Source organism: Mycobacterium colombiense (genome assembly GCF_003284935.1).
Lineage (GTDB): Bacteria > Actinomycetota > Actinomycetes > Mycobacteriales > Mycobacteriaceae > Mycobacterium > Mycobacterium arosiense_A.
This window is the reverse complement of the sequence record NZ_QMEV01000001.1, coordinates 80769-103566: the sequence shown is the minus strand read 5'-3', so window position 1 is coordinate 103566 and position 22798 is coordinate 80769. Positions and strand designations below refer to the sequence as shown.

34 protein-coding genes are annotated in these 22798 nt (G+C 58.7%); 5 read left to right on the top strand and 29 right to left on the bottom strand.

Annotation, left to right across the window (positions count from 1 at the left end):
• Nucleotides 1-226 precede the first annotated feature (226 nt).
• Nucleotides 227-1315 (top strand): tyrosine-type recombinase/integrase, encoded by a 1089-nt coding sequence (locus tag DQP57_RS00570; protein ID WP_112630719.1) that lies wholly within the window; start codon nucleotides 227-229, stop codon nucleotides 1313-1315.
• A gap of 460 nt (nucleotides 1316-1775) precedes the next feature.
• Here the strand turns inward: DQP57_RS00570 and DQP57_RS26545 are convergent, their stop codons facing one another.
• The 21 genes from DQP57_RS26545 to DQP57_RS00465 form a co-directional block, all read right to left on the bottom strand.
• On the bottom strand, nucleotides 1776-2036 hold the full coding sequence (locus tag DQP57_RS26545) for a hypothetical protein (RefSeq protein ID WP_133259214.1): 261 nt from the start codon (nucleotides 2034-2036) through the stop codon (nucleotides 1776-1778).
• Nucleotides 2029-2418, bottom strand: coding sequence for a hypothetical protein (locus DQP57_RS00560; protein WP_112630716.1), 390 nt, complete (start codon nucleotides 2416-2418; stop codon nucleotides 2029-2031). The genes DQP57_RS26545 and DQP57_RS00560 overlap by 8 nt, the downstream gene beginning before the upstream one ends.
• Nucleotides 2419-2621: 203 nt before the next feature.
• Nucleotides 2622-3515, bottom strand: a complete 894-nt coding sequence (locus DQP57_RS00555; RefSeq protein WP_112630872.1) for an AAA family ATPase — start codon at nucleotides 3513-3515, stop codon at nucleotides 2622-2624.
• Between the two features lie 301 nt (nucleotides 3516-3816).
• Nucleotides 3817-4176, bottom strand: coding sequence for a hypothetical protein (locus tag DQP57_RS00550; RefSeq protein ID WP_112630714.1), 360 nt, complete (start codon nucleotides 4174-4176; stop codon nucleotides 3817-3819).
• Nucleotides 4166-4384 carry a hypothetical protein gene (locus DQP57_RS00545; protein ID WP_112630713.1) on the bottom strand — a complete coding sequence of 73 codons (219 nt, stop codon included), beginning with the start codon at nucleotides 4382-4384 and terminating at the stop codon, nucleotides 4166-4168. The genes DQP57_RS00550 and DQP57_RS00545 overlap by 11 nt, the downstream gene beginning before the upstream one ends.
• On the bottom strand, nucleotides 4384-4617 hold the full coding sequence (locus DQP57_RS00540; RefSeq protein WP_112630711.1) for a DUF2829 domain-containing protein: 234 nt from the start codon (nucleotides 4615-4617) through the stop codon (nucleotides 4384-4386). The genes DQP57_RS00545 and DQP57_RS00540 overlap by 1 nt, the downstream gene beginning before the upstream one ends.
• Complete coding sequence (locus tag DQP57_RS00535; protein ID WP_133259213.1) at nucleotides 4617-5228, bottom strand: hypothetical protein; 612 nt, start codon at nucleotides 5226-5228, stop codon at nucleotides 4617-4619. The genes DQP57_RS00540 and DQP57_RS00535 overlap by 1 nt, the downstream gene beginning before the upstream one ends.
• Complete coding sequence (locus DQP57_RS27580; RefSeq protein ID WP_430917515.1) at nucleotides 5225-5410, bottom strand: hypothetical protein; 186 nt, start codon at nucleotides 5408-5410, stop codon at nucleotides 5225-5227. The genes DQP57_RS00535 and DQP57_RS27580 overlap by 4 nt, the downstream gene beginning before the upstream one ends.
• Nucleotides 5411-5490: 80 nt before the next feature.
• A complete protein-coding gene (locus tag DQP57_RS00525) occupies nucleotides 5491-6729 on the bottom strand; it encodes a replicative DNA helicase (RefSeq protein ID WP_112630705.1) in 1239 nt (412 codons plus the stop codon).
• Nucleotides 6726-6920 carry a hypothetical protein gene (locus tag DQP57_RS00520; RefSeq protein WP_112630703.1) on the bottom strand — a complete coding sequence of 65 codons (195 nt, stop codon included), beginning with the start codon at nucleotides 6918-6920 and terminating at the stop codon, nucleotides 6726-6728. Before DQP57_RS00520 ends, DQP57_RS00525 begins: the two co-directional genes overlap by 4 nt.
• 543 nt (nucleotides 6921-7463) lie before the next feature.
• Nucleotides 7464-7817, bottom strand: a complete 354-nt coding sequence (locus tag DQP57_RS00505) for a hypothetical protein (protein WP_112630699.1) — start codon at nucleotides 7815-7817, stop codon at nucleotides 7464-7466.
• 148 nt (nucleotides 7818-7965) lie between these two features.
• The gene (locus DQP57_RS00500; RefSeq protein ID WP_112630697.1) at nucleotides 7966-8268 is read right to left on the bottom strand and encodes a hypothetical protein; all 303 of its coding nucleotides are present in this window, start codon (nucleotides 8266-8268) and stop codon (nucleotides 7966-7968) included.
• The gene (locus tag DQP57_RS00495; RefSeq protein WP_112630695.1) at nucleotides 8265-8828 is read right to left on the bottom strand and encodes a hypothetical protein; all 564 of its coding nucleotides are present in this window, start codon (nucleotides 8826-8828) and stop codon (nucleotides 8265-8267) included. The genes DQP57_RS00500 and DQP57_RS00495 overlap by 4 nt, the downstream gene beginning before the upstream one ends.
• A complete protein-coding gene (locus DQP57_RS00490; protein ID WP_205868996.1) occupies nucleotides 8828-9748 on the bottom strand; it encodes a hypothetical protein in 921 nt (306 codons plus the stop codon). The genes DQP57_RS00495 and DQP57_RS00490 overlap by 1 nt, the downstream gene beginning before the upstream one ends.
• Before the next feature lie 44 nt (nucleotides 9749-9792).
• Nucleotides 9793-9960 (bottom strand): hypothetical protein, encoded by a 168-nt coding sequence (locus DQP57_RS26760; protein ID WP_165821720.1) that lies wholly within the window; start codon nucleotides 9958-9960, stop codon nucleotides 9793-9795.
• The gene (locus DQP57_RS26540) at nucleotides 9957-10268 is read right to left on the bottom strand and encodes a hypothetical protein (RefSeq protein WP_133259212.1); all 312 of its coding nucleotides are present in this window, start codon (nucleotides 10266-10268) and stop codon (nucleotides 9957-9959) included. Before DQP57_RS26540 ends, DQP57_RS26760 begins: the two co-directional genes overlap by 4 nt.
• A gap of 68 nt (nucleotides 10269-10336) precedes the next feature.
• The gene (locus DQP57_RS00485; RefSeq protein ID WP_112630691.1) at nucleotides 10337-10747 is read right to left on the bottom strand and encodes a hypothetical protein; all 411 of its coding nucleotides are present in this window, start codon (nucleotides 10745-10747) and stop codon (nucleotides 10337-10339) included.
• Nucleotides 10748-11095: 348 nt separating this feature from the next.
• The gene (gene recA, locus DQP57_RS00480; protein ID WP_112630689.1) at nucleotides 11096-12088 is read right to left on the bottom strand and encodes a recombinase RecA; all 993 of its coding nucleotides are present in this window, start codon (nucleotides 12086-12088) and stop codon (nucleotides 11096-11098) included.
• A complete protein-coding gene (locus DQP57_RS00475; RefSeq protein WP_112630687.1) occupies nucleotides 12089-12466 on the bottom strand; it encodes a hypothetical protein in 378 nt (125 codons plus the stop codon).
• Between the two features lie 13 nt (nucleotides 12467-12479).
• Entirely contained in the window at nucleotides 12480-12680 is a 201-nt protein-coding gene (locus tag DQP57_RS00470) for a hypothetical protein (protein ID WP_133259211.1), read from the bottom strand.
• Between the two features lie 240 nt (nucleotides 12681-12920).
• On the bottom strand, nucleotides 12921-13952 hold the full coding sequence (locus tag DQP57_RS00465) for an alpha/beta hydrolase (RefSeq protein WP_112630683.1): 1032 nt from the start codon (nucleotides 13950-13952) through the stop codon (nucleotides 12921-12923).
• Between the two features lie 249 nt (nucleotides 13953-14201).
• Between DQP57_RS00465 and DQP57_RS00460 the strand changes: the two genes are divergently transcribed.
• The 4 genes from DQP57_RS00460 (at nucleotide 14202) to DQP57_RS26535 (ending at nucleotide 17009) form a co-directional block, all read left to right on the top strand.
• Nucleotides 14202-14600, top strand: a complete 399-nt coding sequence (locus DQP57_RS00460) for a hypothetical protein (protein ID WP_112630681.1) — start codon at nucleotides 14202-14204, stop codon at nucleotides 14598-14600.
• Between the two features lie 139 nt (nucleotides 14601-14739).
• The gene (locus tag DQP57_RS00455) at nucleotides 14740-15558 is read left to right on the top strand and encodes a hypothetical protein (RefSeq protein WP_133259210.1); all 819 of its coding nucleotides are present in this window, start codon (nucleotides 14740-14742) and stop codon (nucleotides 15556-15558) included.
• A gap of 828 nt (nucleotides 15559-16386) precedes the next feature.
• A complete protein-coding gene (locus DQP57_RS00450) occupies nucleotides 16387-16761 on the top strand; it encodes a histone-like nucleoid-structuring protein Lsr2 (protein ID WP_112630677.1) in 375 nt (124 codons plus the stop codon).
• 2 nt (nucleotides 16762-16763) lie between these two features.
• Entirely contained in the window at nucleotides 16764-17009 is a 246-nt protein-coding gene (locus DQP57_RS26535) for a hypothetical protein (protein WP_133259209.1), read from the top strand.
• A 662-nt stretch (nucleotides 17010-17671) separates the two neighbouring features.
• Here the strand turns inward: DQP57_RS26535 and DQP57_RS00445 are convergent.
• From DQP57_RS00445 to DQP57_RS00415, 8 genes are all read right to left on the bottom strand, one after another.
• A complete protein-coding gene (locus DQP57_RS00445; protein ID WP_205868995.1) occupies nucleotides 17672-17950 on the bottom strand; it encodes a glutaredoxin family protein in 279 nt (92 codons plus the stop codon).
• A complete protein-coding gene (locus DQP57_RS00440; protein WP_112630674.1) occupies nucleotides 17947-18276 on the bottom strand; it encodes a hypothetical protein in 330 nt (109 codons plus the stop codon). Before DQP57_RS00440 ends, DQP57_RS00445 begins: the two co-directional genes overlap by 4 nt.
• Before the next feature lie 62 nt (nucleotides 18277-18338).
• Entirely contained in the window at nucleotides 18339-19238 is a 900-nt protein-coding gene (locus DQP57_RS00435; protein ID WP_133259208.1) for a hypothetical protein, read from the bottom strand.
• Entirely contained in the window at nucleotides 19235-19753 is a 519-nt protein-coding gene (locus DQP57_RS27575; protein WP_112630670.1) for an NUMOD4 motif-containing HNH endonuclease, read from the bottom strand. Before DQP57_RS27575 ends, DQP57_RS00435 begins: the two co-directional genes overlap by 4 nt.
• Nucleotides 19750-20103, bottom strand: a complete 354-nt coding sequence (locus tag DQP57_RS00425; protein WP_112630668.1) for a hypothetical protein — start codon at nucleotides 20101-20103, stop codon at nucleotides 19750-19752. Before DQP57_RS00425 ends, DQP57_RS27575 begins: the two co-directional genes overlap by 4 nt.
• Complete coding sequence (locus DQP57_RS00420; protein WP_165821719.1) at nucleotides 20100-21620, bottom strand: GH25 family lysozyme; 1521 nt, start codon at nucleotides 21618-21620, stop codon at nucleotides 20100-20102. Before DQP57_RS00420 ends, DQP57_RS00425 begins: the two co-directional genes overlap by 4 nt.
• Entirely contained in the window at nucleotides 21617-21931 is a 315-nt protein-coding gene (locus tag DQP57_RS26755) for a hypothetical protein (RefSeq protein WP_165821718.1), read from the bottom strand. The genes DQP57_RS00420 and DQP57_RS26755 overlap by 4 nt, the downstream gene beginning before the upstream one ends.
• On the bottom strand, nucleotides 21931-22743 hold the full coding sequence (locus DQP57_RS00415; protein WP_112630664.1) for a hypothetical protein: 813 nt from the start codon (nucleotides 22741-22743) through the stop codon (nucleotides 21931-21933). Before DQP57_RS00415 ends, DQP57_RS26755 begins: the two co-directional genes overlap by 1 nt.
• Nucleotides 22744-22798 lie beyond the last annotated feature (55 nt).

Genomic DNA, 22798 nt, shown 5'->3' with positions numbered 1-22798 from the left:
CCGGCGGCCCTGTCTGGATACGCTGGACATACCCGCCAACCGCGCCGGAAACGGCCGCAAAGCGCCCGTCAAGCTTGCACGCACCAGGAGATTCCCATCAGCAGTTTCGCCGACAAGACCTTCACTGCGCCGGCGCAGATTCGGAACTTCTGATTAACGTGGTCTGACCTGCGCCTTTAGGACTGGACACGGATTAGGACACATTCGGGCCTGGTACAGTCACCGGATGGCATCAGTTCATCCCCACCCCAGTAAGCGGTTCCCCGAGGGGCACAAGGCCCGCTACCGGTTTCCGGATGGGAGTGCCGGCGCCACCACCTTCCCCGACAAGGCCCAGGCCGAACTATTCGTCCGCATGGTGGGGGACTATGGGGCGGTCGAAGCACTGAGGATGATCGGCCAATCGATGGAGCCGAAGCGCGTGGCCAGTGGCCCCACCGTCCGCGAGTGCATCGAGAGGTACATCGAGCAGAAGCCGAACAAGAACACGAGGAAGACCTACCGCGGTCGCGCCAAGACTCACATCAACCCAACGCTGGGTGACGTCCGCATCAATCGATTGACACCAGAACTGATCCAGAGCTGGGTGAATGAGAGGACGTGCAGTTCCTCCACGACCCACCTAGCGTGGGCCCTGTTGTTCTCGTCACTGGAGGTTGCCTTCCGGCGTGGCGAGATCCGCACCAACCCCGCACAGAAGGCGACGCGCACGCTCTCTGAAGGGATTCGAATCCCACGCACACTGGCCGGCAGGAAGCCACCGGTATTCCTGGATCGGCGCGACGAGTACCCGCTGGTGTTGAAGTCAGTGCCCGAATGCCATCGGACGCTGGTGGAGTTCATCGCGGAGACCGGATGTCGACTCGGTGAAGCGCTCGCCCTGACGCCGGCCGACGTGAATCTGAAGACCGGAAAGGTTCACTTCTGCAAGAGCTTCAGCAAGGGGCAACTGGGCACCACGAAGACTGTGAGATCTGACCGGGAAGTTGCCGTGCCGCAGCGAGTTCTCGACCAACTCGATCTGTCGGGCGAGTATGTGTTCGTCAATAAGCGGGGCAATCGCATCCACGCGGACAGCTTCCGGTCAGACGTCTGGGTGCCGGCAATGGCCAAGAGCGGACTGCCGAAGCATCGGCGCCCGACCATTCACGACCTTCGCCACAGCCATGCAAGCTGGCTCTTCGACAAGGGCTTGCCCCCGCATGCAATCCAGGAGCGCCTTGGTCACAGTGACGTGACAACAACCCTGTCGATCTATGGGCATTCCGCGGCTGACGTCGAGGAACGGATCCTCGCGGCTCTAGACGACCTATAAATCGCCTTACGTAAGGTGTGCCGCTAAATCTGCGGCCTCGGCCTTGGTCAGTTCAAATGCCACCGGCCGCCGAGCTGAGAGGCTACTCCATCCGGGAGTGACGCCTACTACGAAACCCCCATAAGCTCGCTCGATCACCACTTCATCACCATCATCGGTTACGAATCTGTAGCGGTCCATTGGGTCTACCGCACCCATCTGATCCATGACGTTCCCTTTCTTTCGTACCGATAACCTCGCGGAAAGTTAAGCCACGCTCTTGGCGATAGCCCGTGCCTTCATGCGCGCCTGAATCGTGTAGGCCATATTTGCCGATTCGGGATCATTACCCCCGATGGTGTCACCCAACTCTTCGGCCATATCTTCTAATCGGTACCAGAACCAACCAGGATTTGTGCGACAACGCCGAGAGTGCGCGCCTTGGCTTTTACAACCGCCGCAATCCGGCTCTCTCATGCCCCTACGCCACGTTCCTACGACTGCGCGAGGTGGGCGTGGGTAAAGGCGTGCCCTGCATTTTCACCGGTACTGCACAGGTCTCAATGATGCGGGCAATGTCGTCGTCACTGAATCGCAGTTGACGGACGATCTTGCGCGCGGGGAAGGTGCCGTTACGCACCCGGTCGACTAACCAATCCTCGCTTTCACAGCCGATGAGAATGCATGCCTCGGAAAGGCTGTGGGTGTGCGGGCCGGCTGGGCAGGAAGGCAACTCATTCATCGTGCTCGCAATCACGGCGCTCGCAATCGAGTAGATCCCGTGTGTATAAGTCTTCCCGTGCGGCAACCTCGTCAGCCGCCGCTACCGCCTTACCCCAGGGAGCGCCGGTGTCTTGTTCATCCTGGGCGGCACGCAACCAGGTGTATTCGTACGGATCGAGGTTGAGGTTCAGGTATTTATCCAGACCCCAAATTCCGTCATCGTTGAAGCCTTTACCTTCGGTGGTCTCATCAACCATGCCTAGATTCCATAGAGCGTGGCCCACGATGCACCCCGGCTTGCCGTCATTTACATACCGACAGATGTCCTTGAATATAAAGTCGGGATACTCGGCCGCAACCTTGCGGGTTTCCTCGATAAGCTTCTGGCCTATCTCACTCATCGTCTGCCCTTCGTCTCCAGGCCGCCGGGATAGGCGGCAGTTTCATTCCCGGGGGCATAGGAGCACCCCTGTAACCACCGGGCCCCGCATTAAATCGGACAACTTTTCTGCACTCTCGCCGGTACTCGCGCCATTCCGTAGTTGCGGGATCGCCAGGCTCCAGCCCGCGACGCTCCCACCACTTACGTATTAAGCGGCGCATCTCAGAAATTCCCTTCAGCTACCTGGAGGCATTTCAGCCCCAGCTTCCGCCACATGTCCACTACTTGTTGACGATCATCGAGAACGAATTTCACGTCGTAGTTGTCGCGGATGTACTTATTGAACAGTTCGTACTTGACGAGATAGTCGGGACGGTTATCGTCCCGCTCGCGCATGATCAGGGCGTCGTAATCAACCCCGAATCTCCACAGCCAGCGGCGCGTGTCGTAGAAGCACTTACCGTCACGGCCGGAAAGCACAATGACATTGCGATTCCGGGGGTCTTTATACTTCCACTCATTAACCAGGTCGCGGATGACGGGATCAATAGCGTCCGTGCCCACCTTGTCGTAGTCGTACGGTGAGCGCCCCTGCATGTGCGCAAGTGTTCCGTCGATATCCACGAGGATGGCCGGGGGCTTTGACCCCTTGATCATGGGGGGCCTGTAGGGATCCACCGTGAAAGGCGTCGCAGTGATCACCGGCCACTTTTCTACAGGATGCTTCCGCACCTGCTCGTCAATAACCCGGTCACCCACGTAACGACCACCGGCCAGCATCCGACCATGGTCATTACGCTTGCAATCAGCAGGATCGCAGTGAACGTCAACCACCTCAAAGTCCACACCGTGACGTGTGGCGATTCGGGCCCATCGACGTAGAAACTGAGGTACCAAATGGGTCGCGTCCACCACGACAGGGACCCCCGCTCCAAGGAGAGCGAGCACCTGCGCTTCCTCGGCAATCGAAACTCGATCTTCATCCTCGCGCCGGCCAGTCCAGTACTCGCCTAAGAGCATCTTCCGTAGGTTGTCCCGACAGACCACTACCGCCCCGGTATCCTGGGCTATCTGCCGTGCCTTTGTGGATTTCCCACTGCCCGAGTAACCACGCATGCAGGTTAGCTTGACCACTATGTCTTCCAGTCTCTTCAAGAAATACGGCAACGCACAGGCCAATGGGAATCAGCCACGGCAATGTCATTAGGGCGGTCCACCAGTCACTCACCGGGAGCGCCTGCGTGGAATTGCGTAGGAGCGGCAGCGATCCCCGCCGACGTGGCAGCCGGCCACGACCTCTTTACTGCCGAGAGATAGCTTGGAGTGGATGTGCCGTTCCGAACAGAACGGACATTCCACCGTCACACCTTCCCGGGTTATGCCGAGAAGTTTCGCTACGCCGCGCTGCCACATTTTCTTACTGCCTTTCTCCGGTGAGAATCGCCACGAAATCGGCGACGGTACAGCTCACCCATTGCTTCATGGGATCAGTAGTGCCTGAACGCTTGTGAACCACGACGCCAACAAGAGCGTCGTCATTTCCGGCCTCGTCATGGGCCTCTTGCACCCATTCGGGCAGTTTGAAAACCTTGCCGGTGGCTTCGTTCTTGCATTCGATGACGACACGCTGGCCGCGGAGTCGGACGCCGCCGATATCCCCGCGGTCCTTCACGCCGTTACGTGCTCGGCGCTCTATGCGGTCGTCATCCAAAGCCTCGGCCAGGCCTTTGGCAATAAGGGTCTCGAAGGAGGTGCCTTTTTGTTGGCTACGGCTCAAGCAATGCCCTGATGTTGGATGCCACGGCGTTGGCTAGATGGTGTTCTGCCTTGTGCGCTGCATGTGCGGCCTCGGCAGCGTATGCGGCGGCCTTCTGGGCTGCGGCCTTCTCCAATTGCTCGTCGGCGTGACGCTCAAGCTCGTTGACGGTGTCAGCCAGCTTCGCTGTGATGGTCTCGACGCTCTTGGCCTTGTCGCTCTTGAACATCAGAACGGCGCCAGGGGGAGATCGATGGTGTACCAGTCGTCAGCCAGCAGGTCGGCCTGACTGGGGGACCAAGGCACGCGCTCACCATTGGCGGTGGTGATGTAGACGTAGGGCAGCGTCATCTTGGAATCCTCGTCGGGAAGCTGAAGCTGCAGGAGCCCGTCGCCGTCCCAGTCGATACGAGCAACGGCATGGCCTAGTTGCAGAGCATGTAGTGCGAAGGAATAGTCCATTAAGAAATAAGGTCCTTTAGTAGTTCAATTCGTTTCATCGCCTGGTCGGCGGTAAAGGTGTTGTAGAGATCGTTGATCGGTGGGGCGTCGCCATCGATATAGGTACGGGTAGGCATGCCCACCGGCACCTTGTCTTTGTGCTGGGCCAAGACGATGCAGGTCTCGGGCTTGAGCACCTGAATGGTGTGGATCTCGTCGTGGCGCATCGAGTAGCCGCGGCCGGGGCCGGCAGTGAAGATGCCGTTCTGCCACAACATGGCCCGATTGGAGTAGCGGAAGCCCTCACCACCATTGAGCGGGGTGTCCCACAGGAATGCGGAGAACATCTTGCCCGGGCGTAGTGTCTTCAATTCCCTGGTGTACCACTTGTTCCGGATCATGCCGGAAAGGCATTCGGTCTGGAAGTCGTAGCGGTGGTCGTGGGGGTTGACTACCTCGGGTAGATCCTGGATGGCATCGGTGATGAAGTAGGCCTTGATGGTGAGGTCATCGGTGCGGTGTAGACACAGGTAGTCGAATCCCTTGACGTGGAAATCGCGGTAGGAATTGTCCAGCACCGCGTCCATGTCAAGGTCGTCCCACCTAATCCCCGCCAGTAGGTTGTACTTCACTCTCGCCACTCTCCTGCTGCGAAAACTCCGCGGACTTCGTGCTTATCTGCCCACTCCATGCACTGCAAAGAGACGGGGCATTGTTTGCAGATCCCCTCCCATATCAGGGATTCAGCGGGGAGGGGCTTGCGGAGGAACCGGTTGTCGTCAACGCGTTCCACCTGGCAGTTCGCCGCGTCCATCCAGTCGCCCTCGTAGGTGTCCCGAATGGGGCCGACGAGTGCCCTGGCTGCGTGCTCCCAGTAACTCTCCTCGTCCTCCGTCACCCGAGCCGTCCATAGGCCAGCTCATCCACCATGGTGGCGGCCGTCTTTGTTGGGCCCATTCGATTCTTCAGCGGGTAGGCCACGATGTGTTCGTGGTCCCTGTCGAGAGCGATGATGACGTCGGCATCCTTCTCCCCGCCGCCGTAAAGGTCGCGCATCTGGGGCTTACGATGCCCATTTGCCTCTTTCTCTCTATTCATTTGATGGAGCAACACCACCGCCACGTCCAGGCGGCGGGCCAGCATCTTGGCGCCCCGCGACACGGTGTTGATGTGCTGGATTTCGGAAGCGTTTCTATCCGTGGGATCCAGGAGTAGCGAGTGGTCAATGGCCACCAGGTCCAGGCCCCCGGCGCGCTGACGGCAGCGGGCATCCGCGGTGATGCTGGCGATGGTTTGCGTGGGCTTGTCATCGATCATCATGCGGGTGCGCCACGGCTGTGACGCGAACTCCTTGATGCGTTGCCGCTCATCGGAGGCGAGTTGGTGCTGGAAGATGTGTTTCAGTGGCACGTTGGCGCCGGCCGCAAGGATCCTGGACAAGCATTCGGAGCTGGGCATCTCCAGGGAGTAGATGATTCCCCGGTAGCCAGCTCGCGCACTGGCCGCTAGAGCATTGAGACACAACGCACTTTTGCCGGATCCCGGTCTACCCGTGAAGGTGTAGAGCCGACCCTTGTGCAGACCACCCATGCAGATGTTGTTAAGACCCGCCCATGGGGTGGGTATCACGACGGTGTCGGTGTTATACCAGTCAACCCATGACTCGTAGGCCGAGTCGAAGTCTTCAACACTATCGGAGTCGATAACGACTTCATCCAGGAAGCTGCGGGCCTCTTCCAGTGCCGCGGGAATGTCCTCCGCGGAGTCGTGGATCTGCCGGAATCGTTCCCCAAGTTGGTTGATAGTGCGGATCTTCCAGCGATCAATGATGATCTTAGCGTAGGTTCCGACATTGTCAATCGACTTGAATGCCTGCAGCAGCTCGCTGAGGTAGGGTGCGCCCACGCGGCGCAACTCCCCGCGCTCCCGCAGCTTGGCGAACACCGTGACGGAGTCAATATCTTCCCCCGCGACGTGCATCTCCTGCAGTGTGGTGAAGAGCAGGGCATTCTGCGGGAAGAAGAAGTGTTCGGTGCTTAGCTGACCAATCTGGGAGAAGGTCGCGGGATTGTGCAGGATCGAACCGAGGACCGATTCCTCCGCGCGCGCGTCGCTCGCTGGTTGGTCAGTCACTCACCACCCTTGTCTTCCAGCCATTCGCTGACATGGCGCACCATGGGAATGAACCGGCCACCAATACCGTGGGCGTATTCGCGACTCTTGCAGGGCACAACCTTGCCCGTGCTCGGGTCGAACACCCCGTACTGGGTTTTCACGAAGGGGAGTTTGTTGTCCTGGTATTCCTTTTCGGTTTTAGGTTCCACTCTGATCCCTCAGTGGGAGGAGGTCTGTCAGACGCTCCCAGGTAAGTAATCCATCACCCCAGTCGACAAAGGCTTGCGCGGGAACTCCACGCTCGCCCGGGGTTACACGGTTGATGCGTCCGTATTGTCCCTCGTGGGCGTACGGCTCGGCCGGCGTACCGCGGTGACGGCAGCGCGGGCGGTAATCGTCTTCATCATCTTGGCGGTAGGTCCCCGCTTTCGGGGGCCACTTCTTCTCGTTCAATTCTCACCTTCCCATCGGCAGTGAGGTATCCCCACTCGCCGCGGTAGAGGATTGGTATCTCAGCGGGATCGCGCCAGGGCCGGACGTGGAATCCCTCAGCCTCAGCAGCGTTGGGATGGCTTTCTATCCAGCCGTGACAGCCCGTTGTGCCATGACCATCCACCAGTACGCAGTTGGTTGGATCCCAGGCGCCGCCCTGACCCTTTTTCTTGCGATGGTGAAGGGTTAGTGGTCCGCAGCGTCCGCATCTCTCACAGAAGCCCTGGGCCCGCTCGGCGATGGTGCGGCGGCATTCCTTCTCAGTACTCACCGCGGCCGGCGACTGCGTAGGCCTGGCGCACCGACGTCCCGATGGAACGCAGGGCATCAAGCTCGCTTTGGATGGCCTTCATGTTCCGGTCCATCAGCTTGTACGCAGCGTCAGCTACGTTGCGCGCCTTACGTTCTGCCTCAGTTGCGATCTCGGCCATGTACTTCTTCGCATGGGCGGGGCCATCAGCATCCAGGTAGGCACGGGCGAAGGCCAGATCGTATGCGTGGTCGGAGTCTAGGAACTTCCGGTAGGCCGCGTCGGCTTTCATGACGCCGTTGGCAATTCGCTGTGAGCATTCGTGAATTGCCGCCTCGACGGTGGCTGGATTCCAGTCGCTCACGCCATCTCCAGGCCCATGAGGAGGCTGATCGCAATGTTGGCCAGCAAGAGTTCTGTGACACTTGCTGGGATTCCCTTACCTGCACGCACCTCCATTAGCTCAATGGCCTTAGAGAGGGCATTCGCCTGGGCCTCAAAGCTTAGGTGACTCATACGCGCACCGCCTTGAAGAAGGACTCCAGGGTGTCAAAGCTCTTCTTGCAGTAGTTGCACACCGTGTAGCCCTGGCGGGAGATGTCAGCACGGATGAAGGTCACGAACCGAATCGTGTGGGCATCGCAGGAGAATGCCTTGAGGCAACCATGCTGGTTGCCCATCCATTCGACCTTCTCGTCGCAGCCCTCGACAACACAGGGGATGTCCATGGCCAGCCAGGATTCCCATTCGGGGTCCATCGTGCCGGTACCCGGGCCCTTGTGCTGATCAATCTCGTCGTCTACTAACGTGCTCACGCCGGGGCGGGCTCCGAATCGCCGAAGGTGATCACGCCGCCCTTGATCATGTTCACGAATGAGATCAGCACGTCATTGGTGGCCGTCTTGGGGTCGTAGCCGAACTCCTGCTGGAAGCGGCGGGCCACCTCTTTGGGGTTCAGGCCCTGGTCCTCGCAGACCTTGCGGAGTTCACCGCGGCCCTCCATGTTGTCAATGACGTTGTCTTCGGGCTCGGCGGTGCGGTTGCGGACCTCTTCGCGTGTGGCGATGGGCTTCTTGGAATCCCCCGCACCCACAGCCATTACGGCGCGGCCCCATGCCGCGGTCTCAGCGTTCTGTAGCTCAGAGTCCTTGGTGTATGGCGTTTTACCCGGGATGAACTCGTAGGCCAGGCCAGTGCCAGGCTTGGGATCATCGGGGTGACGGTAGGCGTAGGCCTTGACCACCACGGCGGATCTACCATCGGTCTGAATGAACTGGCATTCAGACTGGAAGACGCCCTCGGGGTGCTTGGCGAAGAACTCAGCCATGCGTTCGCGGACGTCGCAGTAGTCATCCAGGTTCGGCTTATTTACCACTAAGCCGCCAACTCGAATTTGATAGGTTTACCTTTCACTGACTTGTAGTGGGCAATCATGCGGTCCAGCCGGTTGTTCAGGTGTGCAGCCTGCAAACCGACGTGCATGTCTACCCAGTAGAAGGAGACTTCGGCGTCCCTCTCCGCGATTGGAAAATGAACAATGACTGCCCATCTATCGCTAGATCGAGGATGCAGGGGATACCGAGTATTCGTTGCTTGGTCGTAACGGAATCCGAGACCGTAGCCAGCGAGTTGGGCACTAACACCACCCGGGTAATCAATGTCCCACTTTCCCGTCTTGAGGTCGCCAGCCACCACCAGTGGCTCGTCGTGCGTGATGCCGTCCGGTGTGGTGATACCGGCCGGAAGCTCCATCAGGTAATCGATGGAGCCGGCGCGCTGGATCTCGTCGTTAATGATCAGGATCTCTTGCGCCAGGAAATGGATCGGCTTCACCCGCTGCTTGTAATGCTCCAGGAAATCAACGAGGTGGTCCTGGACCACGCGGGGGATGCGGCCCTTATTGACCATCTCCCCCAGTTTGTGGAATTCGGTGCCTCGTGACGAGGCAGTGTCCGATCCCGCAACCTTGCAGGCTAGTTCGACAGCCTCCAGGAGGCGCTTCTTACCGGACTTGAATCCACCGTCATCGCCGGCATAGTACGGATCACCGTCGTATTCGTTGATGAGGTTGACGATTTCGCTGCGCGCACTATCCGACATGAGCACACCCAAGGCGGCCATGGAAGCTTTCCAGTTGGCCAGGCCGTCGCCACCCCCCTTGAGGTGTTCGCCGGCCTTGCTGGTGCGGCCATAAGCCATCGCTAGCTTCTTATGGGCATCGCACGGGCGGAAGTAGTCCTTGCCATCCTTGGATGTGACCCATGTGCCATCAAGGGGTTCAGCATCCGGTGGCATAACCAGAACCTGCTGGAAATAGTTGCGCTTCAGGGAGTAGTCGGTCAGTCTTTGAGCACTTTCAGTACCAGGGCGAGGCCGCCGGTAAACAAGAGGATGTCAAAGCCGACCTCAATAAAGAGCGGGATCAGCACCTGCCACCATGCCCACGCGATGAAATGGGTGAGCTTAAGCACCATGAAGATAATGGTAAGAATGACACCGATGCTCATTGGTCGAACCCCTTGCGGAGTACCCGGTAGGTCCGAAAGACGTTGATGCGATCCTGCAATTCGCGCAGAGAGCGGTAGTAAGACCCGGAGAAGTCACTAAATACGGTGACCCACCCGGGTTCGGTGGTGGGCTGGCGTCCGTCCGATCCCGCATCTCCGTGGATACGTCCAACCCGATAGGCGATACCGGTTGAACGGTTCCCTGGAGCGATCACCGACCCTACGGGGAGTTCTTTCTCTTTACGAAGGTCGCGGCGCAGTGCGGCAACCTGATCCTCGATGTGCTTGATTCTGGCTTCGGTGTCCATTGTTTCCTCGAATTAATGTCAGACACAAAAGACCCCACGACGATTAGGCCGTGGGGTCAAATGGATGGTTACGCCGCGAGCGCGGGCACCATGTTGTCGGCGTGCTTCACTGCCTCACCCCAGGGGTAACGGCCGGGATGTTCTGCCCACTTGGACTTGAATTCCTCGGGGGAGAGCCCCGGTCGCGGGGGAGGTGGGCCGGCACGACCGTCTTGGGCGGCCTGTACTTCATCTAGCCATCGGGCCTCGTCGTGGTCCAAATCAATCCCAAGATCGGACAGGGTGAAGGATGCCGGTTTCCCCTCAATCAAATGCACGCTCGGGATGACCTCTAGCCGGAACAGGGCGTGGCCGATGATGCAGCTCGGGCAACCATACTCATCCAGGTACGCACAATTCAGGCGCGGGTAAACGAAGTTGGGGCGTTCTGCCGCGATCTTGCGAACTTCCGCGATGATCTTCTGTCCCATCTCGCTCATGGGACTTCCTTTCCCTGCCGGGCACCCTGCCCAGAAGTCTCTAATGGATCTAGAACGATCCCATAGTTCTCAATCAGTGCTTCGCGAACATGCTCAAAGTCGTCAATAACCTGACGCGCATAGCCGACGTCTTGTGTCAGTGTGAATTTCTGACGCAGTAAATACGCCCGGTTAACGAGGTGTTCGCGATAGGCCCTACGAGGCAATTCCCGTCGTTCCCGCGAGGACTAATGAGTCCACGGTTTCGAGTAGTCGAAACTCGGGGCATCCACAAACGAGGCAGCGTTGGCTGTAACCTTCGTGGCTAAACTGGGAGTGCCCGCAGCGGCATTTATCCACGCTGCCCAACTAGAACGGGGTGTTCCATGTGTCTCTAATCCTTTGTTCGATATTGTCTGCCAGGGCGGGGTCGCCGGCTAGCGTGAGCCGGGACTGCTCTTTACCTTGGCCAAGTCGAATCGATTCATCCCCATCCGGCACGGAGAACCAGGCACCGGATTTCTTCACGATGCCCAGCTTCGTACCGATATCAATCAGCTCAGCCTCACGGGAGATCCCCTGGCCATAGACGATGGAGAATTCCGCCTGCTTGAACGGGGCGGCGAGTTTGTTCTTCACGACCTTGACGCGCACCCGGTTACCAGTGGCCTCGTCGCCCGACTTCTCGGTCTCGATCCGGCGCACATCGAGGCGCACGGAGGAGTAGAAGCGCAGGGCGCGTCCACCCGTGGTGGTTTCCTTCGGGCCATACCCGAATCCGCCGATGACGTCGCGGAGCTGGTTGACGAAGATGGCCAAGGTGTTGGTGTTGCTCAATGTCCCGGTCAGCTTGCGCATTGCCTGGCTCATTAGCCTGGCCAAGAGGCCAACATGGCTGTCCCCATAGTCACCCTCAATCTCGGCGCGCGTCGCGAGGGCGGCCACCGAGTCAATCACCAGGGTGGTGATCTTGCCGGTGCGCACTAGGACGTCGGCCACCTCAAGGGCGTGCTCGGCCGTATCGGGCTGGGAGATGAGCATGTTGTCGATGTCCACGCCTAAGTTCTTGGCGTATATGGGGTCGACGGCGTGCTCGGTATCGATGTATGCGACTGTCCCGCCCGCGCGTTGGGCGTTAGCGATGGCATGGAGGCACAGGGTGGACTTACCCGATGACTCGGGGCCGAAGATTTCCACGATGCGTCCGCGCGGTAGGCCGCCAATACCCAGTGCCCTGTCCAGGGCGAGGGATCCGGTGGGTATCACGTCTACCTGCTGGCGGGGAGAATCACCCAAGCGCATCACGGTATTGGGCCCGAAGTCCTTCTCGATTTGGGACAGGGCCGAATCTAGGTCGATCATTTAGTCCTTGTATTCGTCTGGGTGACCCAGCTCTTCACCGTTGACCAGAGCCTTGACCATCAGCTCAAGCTGGCGAACGGTGTTGTAGGGGGCGGCAAGTTTCGCTCCCTCATCAGTGGTGAGGCCGAGTAAGTCATAGGCGGTCAGGAGGGCGATGTGCCGTCGACCACGGGCGTCCGCGACAACAGATCCGGTGGTGTGGGGTCCGAAGAAGCTCCCCGTCAGCACGGGGGTGTAGCCCGCGAGCATGCAGGCCCAGCCCATGAAACAGGCGGCGGTACCGCATTCGTTGCGCTGGAACACCAGGCTTTGGTCATGCAGCTCGGGGTGGTCCTGGATCTTGGCCAGTGTCGCCTCAAGGAGTGCAATATTCCTCATTGGATATCTCCCGTCATTTCCTGGGCCTGATATAGCCCTTGGGTACCGCACCACGGCCGCGGCCGGCTACCCCAAACTCTTTTTCGCGCATCATGCCAATGGCGCGGAGATAGATGATTGGCTCATCGGGTAATTTGTGCATCAGTGATATCACCTGAGCGATGATTCCCCGTTCCTCATCGGTTAGATCTGCGAGGGTCTTGATACGACGCATGTGGAATATGTCTCCCAATTCCAGAGGGGCTTGCGCGCACACGCCCGACTCAAACACGGCTGTCCATCAAAAACAGGAGGTGTGCATTGACAGTTTCAAAGTCTCGCCTCCACCTAAGCGGTGGGTCCATGGGCGATATACCGTGGGTATATCCCTATACAGCTTTTCACTGTCGCTGTAAGCCTGCCAGCAATATCTCATGATCACTGCGCGAGTCCGGCTCGACCGATTGGCTTCTGGTTAGTACCCTACTGTACCCGTACGCAATGTCAAGTTATGTTCGTGACATTTCCGAGATTCAGTGGTTTTGGCCTTGATGAAGCGCCCCACCTGCGACAACGACCTTCTCGCCTCGGGCACAAAGGACGCGGCAATCTGAAAGACATGGATCTGCCCGGGCCACACATGCACCTCCACTGGCACCCCGACATCGGCCAGTCGACTGGAGGCAAGGAATGTGTCGTGCAGCAAAGCCTCTTGCCCCGAGACGTGGATCAAGACGGGCGGGAGATAGGGCGACAAGCTCTCCAGGGGCTCATGTAGGACACCGCCCTTGGTGGAACGTCGGATCAAGAAGTGCAGGGCATCGAAGGCCTCCGAGCCGAACATGGCGTCGCACGCGATGTTGGGATGGGCCTTCTTGCCGGCCGGATCGAGTTCCAAGAGCGGGGAGAACATCACCAGCGCCGCGGGCGTCTCGCAAAGGAACGTCGCGATCAGGTCGGCCACGGTGAGGGCGAGATATCCCCCCGCCGAATCGCCGGCCAGCGTGATCTGGTGCGGCTCGTAAGTCTCCCGTAGATGGTGGTACGCATCCATGCAGTCGGCCACGGCATCGCCGATGGAGTGCTTGGGCAACATCCGGTAGTCGGGCGCCAAAATTGGTCCGTTTGAAACTCGGGACAACCGGGTAATCAGGTCTCCATGCGTGTTGGGACCACAGACCAGGAAGGCGCCGCCGTGGCAGTAAAGGATGACGCGTTCGCCCTGGTCAACGACGCCAGGTGCGCAGATAAGCTGAGCCGTCACATGGGGAAGACGGACGGCCGCGCGCCTGGCGACACTTGGAACAAGACTCGCGGCTTTCTCGATTGCCCCGTAGGGCCAGGGTAGGGCTGCGGCGCGGCATCCGGCCGTCAAGGTGTTCCGCAAGCACAATCGAGTCGTTTTTGTCAATAGTCTTGCTGCGGCGCTGGGACCGGCTTCATAGATCATCAGCGGATTAGCGCTGGTCAGATCGCCTACTGGCACATCACATTTGGGCAGTATCATGCCCCATCTCCCCTCGGGTTGGTAGTAGCTAGTTGCGTGACCGGCGCTCGTTAGCTGGGCCCGTGTCAAATAACCTGCTGTGATGAAGGATACACCCGAGCATCCCGGTTGTGGAAGCGTTCTTCCAGATACGGAGTGGCCATACCCCCAGCGTGTGGGTGTTTTCGCTGGTGAAAGTGTAGATCTTGTAACGAAAGATTCATTCCGCACGGGGTTTAAGGCAGCCCAGCGTGGTGATAGGCTGCGGTAATGCCACGAACGAACCAAGACGGAAAAGACGTCAAGCTGGTACTCGAATGGCTTTGCCAGCGGCGCCTCACAGACTCGGAGTTGGCCCTAGCACTTGACATCCCACCCACCAACTACAGCCGACGCAAAGACGCAGATGACTTTCCCTCATTCGAGGAACTGGACCAGTTCGGCAACCACTTCAACCTGTCCGCCCGTGCGCTGCAGATTGCGTTTGGATACCTCGACACCGACGTGCTGCAGCTTTTGGATGAGGACGGGCTACGTCAGTACGTCGAGCAGGGCGGGGGCGTCCCGCCGGTTTTTCCTACACGACGTCCGGGGACGACGACGATAGCGATCCCGAGGACGAAGATGCTTAGCCGACGTAAGCGAAAGGCTGGCGCTCCACCGCCGTAACCTGCATTTTTAGGCTGCGCAGTAGACCCCAAGTACCATCGAGCCTTAAAGTTGACAACAGGTCGGTCGGAGAAAGGGGGGTGCATCCCGAAGGTTCCGCTCCAGCACCGGAACGTAAACGGATGTAGTCGACACAGTGATGGCTTTCACGATCTCGTTAATAACGGCGGGGGTGCTCGCGTGGGCGCTCTGGACCAGGCGTCATACCTGGCGTGTCAAGTGGGAAACGGCCAGTACTACCAGTATCTGCCTTCTAGCTGTCGCGGTGTTGATGCTCTCCTCGACGCCCGTAAGTACATTCGTCGGGTGCAAGCTCCACCACATCACCCATGTGTGGAATCTCCAATTTTGGCTGGGGCATCTCTGCGCCCTGGGTGCAATGTGCGCTGTCGTCTACAACGCGGTATCCAAGCTGGATCGACCGCGCCGACACAGCACCGAAACGTTTCACTCATGGTTCTTCAAATGGATCCAGACCCCCACCGCAATCGGCACCCTCATCATCACCGCCCTCTTCGCAAACAGCGATGCTAACAGGCACCCCATGTATAACCTCGGCACGTATCCCAGCGACGGCCGGTATCCATACCTGACGGCCTACTGGATCGTGCTCAGCTTGATGCTGATTTATCTACTTTACCATGGGATACGCGCTTTCCATGACCTGAAAGACGACGAGACACGCTTGTTGTGCAACCTCTATCTGGCGGGTTGCTACTCGGCGGTGATCTGTCTAGGCATGCGAATACTTACCGCGGTCATACCCCAGTGGGATACCCCTACTGTACTGACACTCATGGCCATACCTGCCGGGGTCGCAATCTGTACTTTCGCCTACGCGGCCGGCCTCTCCTGGATTACTCGACTGCGCAGCTTCACCAAGCATGTGACCTGGTCAGGGGGCCTTTCGTGGTCTGACCCGCCAAATGGTGATCGTGACAAAAATAAATCAGGGTAAATGGTAGACGGTCCCATCACTCGCCAGTAGTATCTTCCAGGGAGTGTTGATTCAGCCTCTGTATCTCCCCCCAGCCGTCAGGGTACGCGATTCAACATCTGGGGACGTCAATACAGCGCTTTCAACATGCGTTCTCCTGCCGTGAGATAGGTATATCCAAAACCGGGAGGGTACTGAACCTGAGTAAATCAGTGATCTTGTCCATTGCAAACTCATCAAACAGCAGGGATGCGACATGGACAGTGCACCACCTGTGCGGATTAGATCTTCCAGTCCTGTCACACTTTAGTGGCCGGCCGATCACAAACTTCAGCAAGCACACCACCGGTCATGTCGTGTATCGGTTCTTTAGTTGCGATGGATCGCTCCTCTATGTTGGTGTCACCAAGGACTTGCGTCTTCGGTGCACCCTCGGTCATCGGCACCGCAAGTGGTGGGGTGATGTGAGCTTTGTGTCAGTGGATAATATGTTCCGTACGCGCCGGCAGGCCGAGGTTGCCGAGTCTCGTGCCATCAACCGTGAGCATCCGATCTATAACAGGCTTGAAAATGTGCCAATTCTCTCATGCTGTCATGGATCTCGGCATACTGAAGAGTGTCGTCACCGCGGCTTGGCGTTAAGCTCCCCACCTATCGCTAATATATGTGACAAGTTGCGTGCCATATACGGAGCTGGCCACATAACCGGTGAAGATGAGTCGGGTGCGGACGTAGGATTGTCAGATACATGGGCCTATCGGAAGCCACTACGAGCGACCGCGGCATAGCTTTGGCTATGTATTCTGCTAATATATCAATACTCAAGAATCATGAGATCGGGAGAGCACAGTGAGTAGAAAGACTATCCATCTACTGTTCGATGACATGGCAGAGGGTGAAGAGATCGAGGCCGACGCCGGCACGGTTATCTTCGGCTATCAGGGACGACAGTACGAGATCGACCTTTGCAAGAAGAATGCCACCAAGCTCGACGGTCAGTTGAAGCCGTGGATTGAGCACGCCCGCTTGATTGATAGTGGGAACAGGCGCGTGACACGTAAGCCGCGCTCACCCAGCGTCCAGACTCCTATGTCATCTGGATACAGCTCCGAGCAGTTGGCCGAGATTCGGTCATGGGCCCGACGTAACGGCCATGAGGTGTCGGACAGGGGAAGGATCCCCTTGGCTATTCTGCAGGCCTTTGAAGAGGGTGCTGGGAGGTAGCAGTGAGCACGGTCGGTATTCGCGAGCACGCCCAGATGTTCCATTGGGATTGCCATCAGGAGTTTCGACGGGACACCTTGGTGTGTGGTCAGCACATGGTTGCTATCGATTACCGCCGTGATGGGACAATTGAAGAGGGCCGGCGATATACCTTCCAGAAGATCACCGATGTGAAATTGCAGGAACGTACTGGTCCGAGGCATAAAAGGGCGACGATTGTTTCCTGGCTGGTAAACCTTGGCAAGTGATATATAGGGGTGCTATGCTGACCTCACCTTCCATTGTGAGGGTTGGTAGGAGAGCCGGGATCGCGCCCCAAATTGTCGACAGCGGTCCCGGCTCTCGCCCATTCTGGCGGTCGTATCGGCGAAAGGAAGGTGCCAGTGATCCTCACAATAGATCACGGAACACCCACGGCGGGATGGTGCGATACCTGCCAACTCCCATCACTGCTGATCTACCCAATCACAACCATGAACGAAGGCGGCGTTCGCCGACTCTGGGTCGTTGTCCGCTGTACAAAATGCGCATCGGAAGGGCGGAAATGAAACCCCATCACAAAAGCGCCATGGACGAATGGCCCTGGTATTACTGGCTTTGCTACTGGCTCACGCTGCCCCATACACTACTGTTGCGCCGGAAACTTGCACGAAGCCCCTTGGCTGAAGTCGGGCTTACGCAAGGCGCCCTATCGGCGCTTGCCAACGTAATCTCGTACCGGTACGGTAGGCATCACGTTCCCGCGGGGGCGCTGCACATCCCCGTCAACCCCCGTGGGGACGCGTCCAACTCCCTGAAAACCGAAAAAGCCCGACACCCCAGGAATTGAGGTATCGGGCTTTTTCATGTGTGTGTGGATCGTAGAGCGAAGAACTGGCCTCTCGGGTGTAGTTACCCTACCCAGCTAGCGTTAATCGCTCAGCGTCTCGCTCAGCGTCGCTCTCAGTTGATCGATCTTCGTAGGCTGGTGGCCTGACCAGCTCAGGGTGACGCCGTCGCCATAATCGACCACCACAACGGGTGACTGGACATAGCCTAGGGACTTCACGTAGTCCACCGCCCCCGGCGTCGTGTCGAGGCGGATCTCCTCATAGGGGATATGGCGTTTCTTCGGGTGGGAGAACTCCCGCTTGGTGGCCTTACATCCGGGGCACTGTGACCCCGGCAGGCTGTAGAGCTTGACGATCAAGGGCGCCATCCCTCCTGCCATTTACGCGAGAACTCCGTGAAGGGAATTCGCTTGGGCAGTAGTCGAAAGACGCCGGGGCAATTCTCGGCAAGGATGATGTCCTCCTGGTGGTGATAGTCGGCATCAATCACCAGGTAGGTGGTGGCGCACTCCAGCTTGTCGCTGGTCTGGGATAGAAGCTCTTCGATGTGCTCGACGCGCCGAAGCGTGCGCCGCGGTGCGTTCACACGGTCATAGACAGCACGGCCGGCCTTACCGAAGATGCGGGCCACCGTTTCCGACGTCTTGATCAGCTCATAGAGGAACAGACCCAGCACGCCGGCCATGAGAATAGGCCACATCCAGTGGGGGACGTGCGACCAGAAGGTGCCATCCGAGGGCCCTGGGGTCATGCTGCCACCCCCAGGGCGTTGGCGATGTCAAGCAGGTAACTCGCGGCCGCGGCTACACAGCCCTGGTTGGCGTACTGCCAGTGAGCTGCGTTAGTGCCGGCGGCGAAGAATGATGCGGCATTCCAGCCCTCTTCAAACGCCGAGATTAGCCGGAACCATGACACCGGAATCTTCAAGAAGTCCACGATGGATCCGGATTCCACGAAGTCGTATATCGCGGTGCCGATCTTGCCCGGGCCGGCCTCATCCGTTTGAGGGTGGGGACCGACCGGAGCACTGCCGTAGAGATCGCCAGGCAGGTTGAAGGACATCACCGTGGGCTTCCCCAGGGGATTGGGGTAGTTGGTTTGTTCCTCGGTGAGATCCTGCGCGCCAGCGATACCGCCAGTGACCTCACCATCCTGCGTCCCGGGTACTGGAATTCCTTGGTAGGTATTGCCATTGGAGATTCCAGGGGTACGCATCGGGTCACCGAAGTTCACCACCGCATAGCAATCTGGCAGCCGGTGATGCAGCACACCGTCCTCGGCGAGGATGTCATTGACCCAGACAATGTCAGTGGCCAAGGCGCCCTGCGAATAACCCGCCAGGGAGAACGGCCCAGAGTCGTAGACCGGGGCCTGGTAGTCCGGAAACGCCGGCCCACCCAACGCTGCAATGATCTGCTTGCGGGCATTCTGCACGCTCGGGGTCATCGGGAACACCGCGGCCGGATAGCCGATGGGCTGCCAGCGCCACGGGGGCTGCGAGGGTATTAGCCCATCCAGCTTGTCGGCGACGATCTGCCAGGGGTTGACCCCGCCGACCATCGCGCCCAGCATTCCGGCAAATCCGGTGGTATCCGCGGGGTCCGGATCACCTGTGCCATTGCAAGTTATGATTACCGGCCTTGTCATGCGGACGCCTTCTCCCTGTGATAGCGGATCCGTTCCCGCTCGTTCTTGCACGTACGGCAACGTCGACCACTAGGCACTTCGTTGCGGGCTAAGGTGTTTTCGACCGTGAACTCATGCCCCTTGGCGCAGTGGGTGCGCTTGGCGTAGTGGTGATTACCATTACGGACAATGTCCAATTTGTTCTCAGATGAGGTTCCCCACGCCAGATTTTCTAGTCGGTTGTCACAGGGAATGTCATTTAAGTGGCGGCATTCCATGCCTTCAGGGCGTCCCCCAACGAACGCCTCTAGCACTAGACGATGGACGCGAAACATTTTTGTACGTCCACCCTTAGCTAGAACTACGGACTTGTAGCCAGAGGGTGCTGCCGTTATTGGCTTGAGTTGGCGCTCGGGCACTATCCGAATGGTCTCATCTGCGCAGTGCACAACACGCCTTCTTGATCTAACGTTGCCTAGATCAGACACCTCATAGGAGCCCTCGTATCCGATGACGGCTCGCCACTGCTCCGTCACGTCGCCGGGGCTTTGTAGTTGACGCTCAGCGGCTCGTCGTCATTGATGTGCGGGTTGGCCTGGAGCGCGATCTTGAGCAACGTATACAGCGCATCATGGGCGTCGTAATCGTTTCCGTCGCTCATCTTTCGCGTTCTGGTCCACAGCTTCGCCTCACTGGCGGCGTGGTCACACATAGACGATGACACGTTGGCGCCCTCCGGAAAGGCGTAATCAACAGCCCGACCGAACAGGTGCGAGTCATAGAACATCGCCACCTTGCGGTACGAGAGCTGGTTGCCATCGCCGTCAATGCCGTCGATCTTGTCCGAAACCGATTCTGCGGTCGCGTTTACATTGGGATCTGTCATTTGGTTCCTTGAAGGATCGAATTGAGGTCGGCCAGCTTCTGGAGCACGGCCAGGCCGGTGGACGTAGTCGCGAAGTCAGCACTCAAAGCGGTGACTGCAGTGGTCAGATCGGCGACAGCCTTAGCGACGGTTGCGATTTGATCGCCCACGTTTGGCTGCGTGCCCCAGTCGGCGCCCACCGGGGTAGGTGAACCCGGCAGTAGGAACTGGGTAATCGACGGATTAAGGTCTCCGGTCACGCTCTGCGTCAGGAACAGAAGCATGTTGTACATGTCCTCCTGCTGCGCCGATGAAAGTGCCATGAGAGGGTCATCTCCTTGTGATGGTGTAGTTCCGAGAAGTGCCTTGAGGTCGGCCAGTGAGCCGCGGAAGGCGTCGGCGTCCAGGGACATGCCGGCTACCTGGGCCTGGCTCGTGAATTGCAGGATCACCGGGGTGACCCCGCCATAAGACGCCCAACCGCCCCAGGAATCACCCGGGTAAAGGTTGTAGGCGTAGCCGGATCCGTTGACCCAGTTGGACGAGACCATGCCCTTGACGCTCACCGCCGACAGGTCGGGTGAGCCCTGACTCTCCCAGTACCACTGGGGGATGTATTCCAGGACGATGGTCAAGCCGGCGTTGGTGAAGGCATGCCAGACGGCTTCGTAATTGCTGAAGTCACCGCCGTTGGTTTCCCAGTCGAGCATGATTCCGACGTCGGCCCCATTGAGTGCGGCCTTGCAGTTACTGGCCTGGGAATCGGGATTGCTGGTGTCCACGTAGTGGTATGCCACTACGGGGATGTCGTTAGCGAGGCAGGCTTGGTAGATCGCGGGGAAGGTGGGGTCAGCGAAGGTGCTGCCCTCACTGGCCTTGGCCTCGATCCACGAGAAGCCCTCTTTGACAACCTCGGCCACGAACCCTGGAATGGCCCCAAGGTTGGGGCTGGTGGGTCCACCAAAGTTGTTGTTGGATATGTCGATTCCAAACAGGACCGGGGTAACCGGAGGCGGTGTGACCGGGGTGACCGGGGTAACATCTGCAGTGACCGGGCCAGGGAGGTACCAGTGGTCGGTCCACTCGGGGTTGTTCTGATCCGCCCCGCCAGTGCCATTGGTGCATGTGCCGTCGTCCCCGTTGGATTCCATGATGAATCCATTGGGCAGCATGGTGTTCATGTGCGAGTCTTCGCCACCGCCGCCGTGCATGATGTTCACCCACAGGGCGGCATCGGCCGGCAGTGCGGCCGGGTTGGATCCCACAGAGATGGTCCCGTACGGACCAACGGTGCCAGGCGCTGCCGGCGTGTTGGTATTGTAGTCGTAGGGCCAGCTCTCGGTCGAAACGTTATGGGCCCAGCTCATATTCGCGGGGGTCTTGGTGAGGGCTTCTAGCACCCAGCCGGCGCAACCTGAACAGTCACAGCCCTGCCTGACATTGCCATTGGAGTACACCCCGCCGTACACATACGGATCCCCAAGGCGCTCTTCGAAATTGGTGATTACCCAGTTGATACTGCTTTGGAGGACAGTCATTCTTTTCCCACCTCCACCTCGTCGTCGCCAGTGAGCTGGCGCAATAGTTGTAGTTCTTCTTTGATGAGTTTCAATTCCTCGTTGAGGAGTGCGTCTGTTCGCACACCCGCCTGCCATCCGACGTAGGCCAGGGCTGGCTGGGTGATCGCGGAGTAGATGGTCAATATCGCCATCAGGATGAGCATCTGGGGATCCGCAGTGGGGTGGATCACCTCGAAGGCAACGACAGCCAGTGTGACGACTAGGGTCTGCCACACGCCCCTGGCTGATGCGAACCAGGCCGCGAATCGATCAAGCAATCTGTCCGACATCACTTGCCGCATAACTGTGGCGCGGGATCCTCACCACCGGTCTCGTTGTGGATGTCGGCCAGGTCGGCCATGAGCTGGTCAGCGTCGAAGCCTTCAAGACTCTTGCCCTTGACGAGCATTTCCTCGTTGAAATAGACGAACGTCTCGTCATTGAACTGCTCGTATGCAGCAGGGGTGAGCTGGCAGGTTTGACCCCAGGTGACGATCTCGATGTTTCCGGCGCGCTTGCCCACCCCGAGGATGTAGTGACCACCTTCAATATGCGGGTCTTCCAACGCATCCCAGACCTCGCCGCGGTTGAACGCATCTTGGAACTCGGCGGGTAGCTCTACCCCGATGCCTACGGCGCCGAACAGGTAGATGGCCTGGAAAAGCTGCTCGACATTACCGGGCTCCAGCGCCATGTAGCACTGGATCTTGTGGATGTTTCCTGCAGCGTCCTTCAGTCCGGTCGTGCGCCAGTACTCGGCGACGTCCTGGACGTTGGACCCGTTGTCCGTGGGATTGGAGTTGGTCCACCAGTTATAGGCAGACGGATCGTATCCGGTGATCGCCGAATACATCTCAAGCGTGCATTCGGTGTTGATCTTGAATGGCTTGTCACCCTCGGTACACCACAACATTTCGGCGTGGAAGGGCCCCGCGATTGCGCAGTCACCGACAGTGTCGTTTCCCAGCATTCCCCAGTCGGAGACCAGGTTTCCGTGACCGAACTCTTCCGGCAGCGATGGCAGGTCGGAGTGGCGCACATAATCGCTCAGCTTCAGGCCGTAGTGTGGAGTCGCCGGGTGCTTACCGAGCCGGTAGTTCAATGTTTCTCCCTGTGAAGTTGGGGTTTTCGTCATCAGGCCCAGCGCGGTAGCCAGG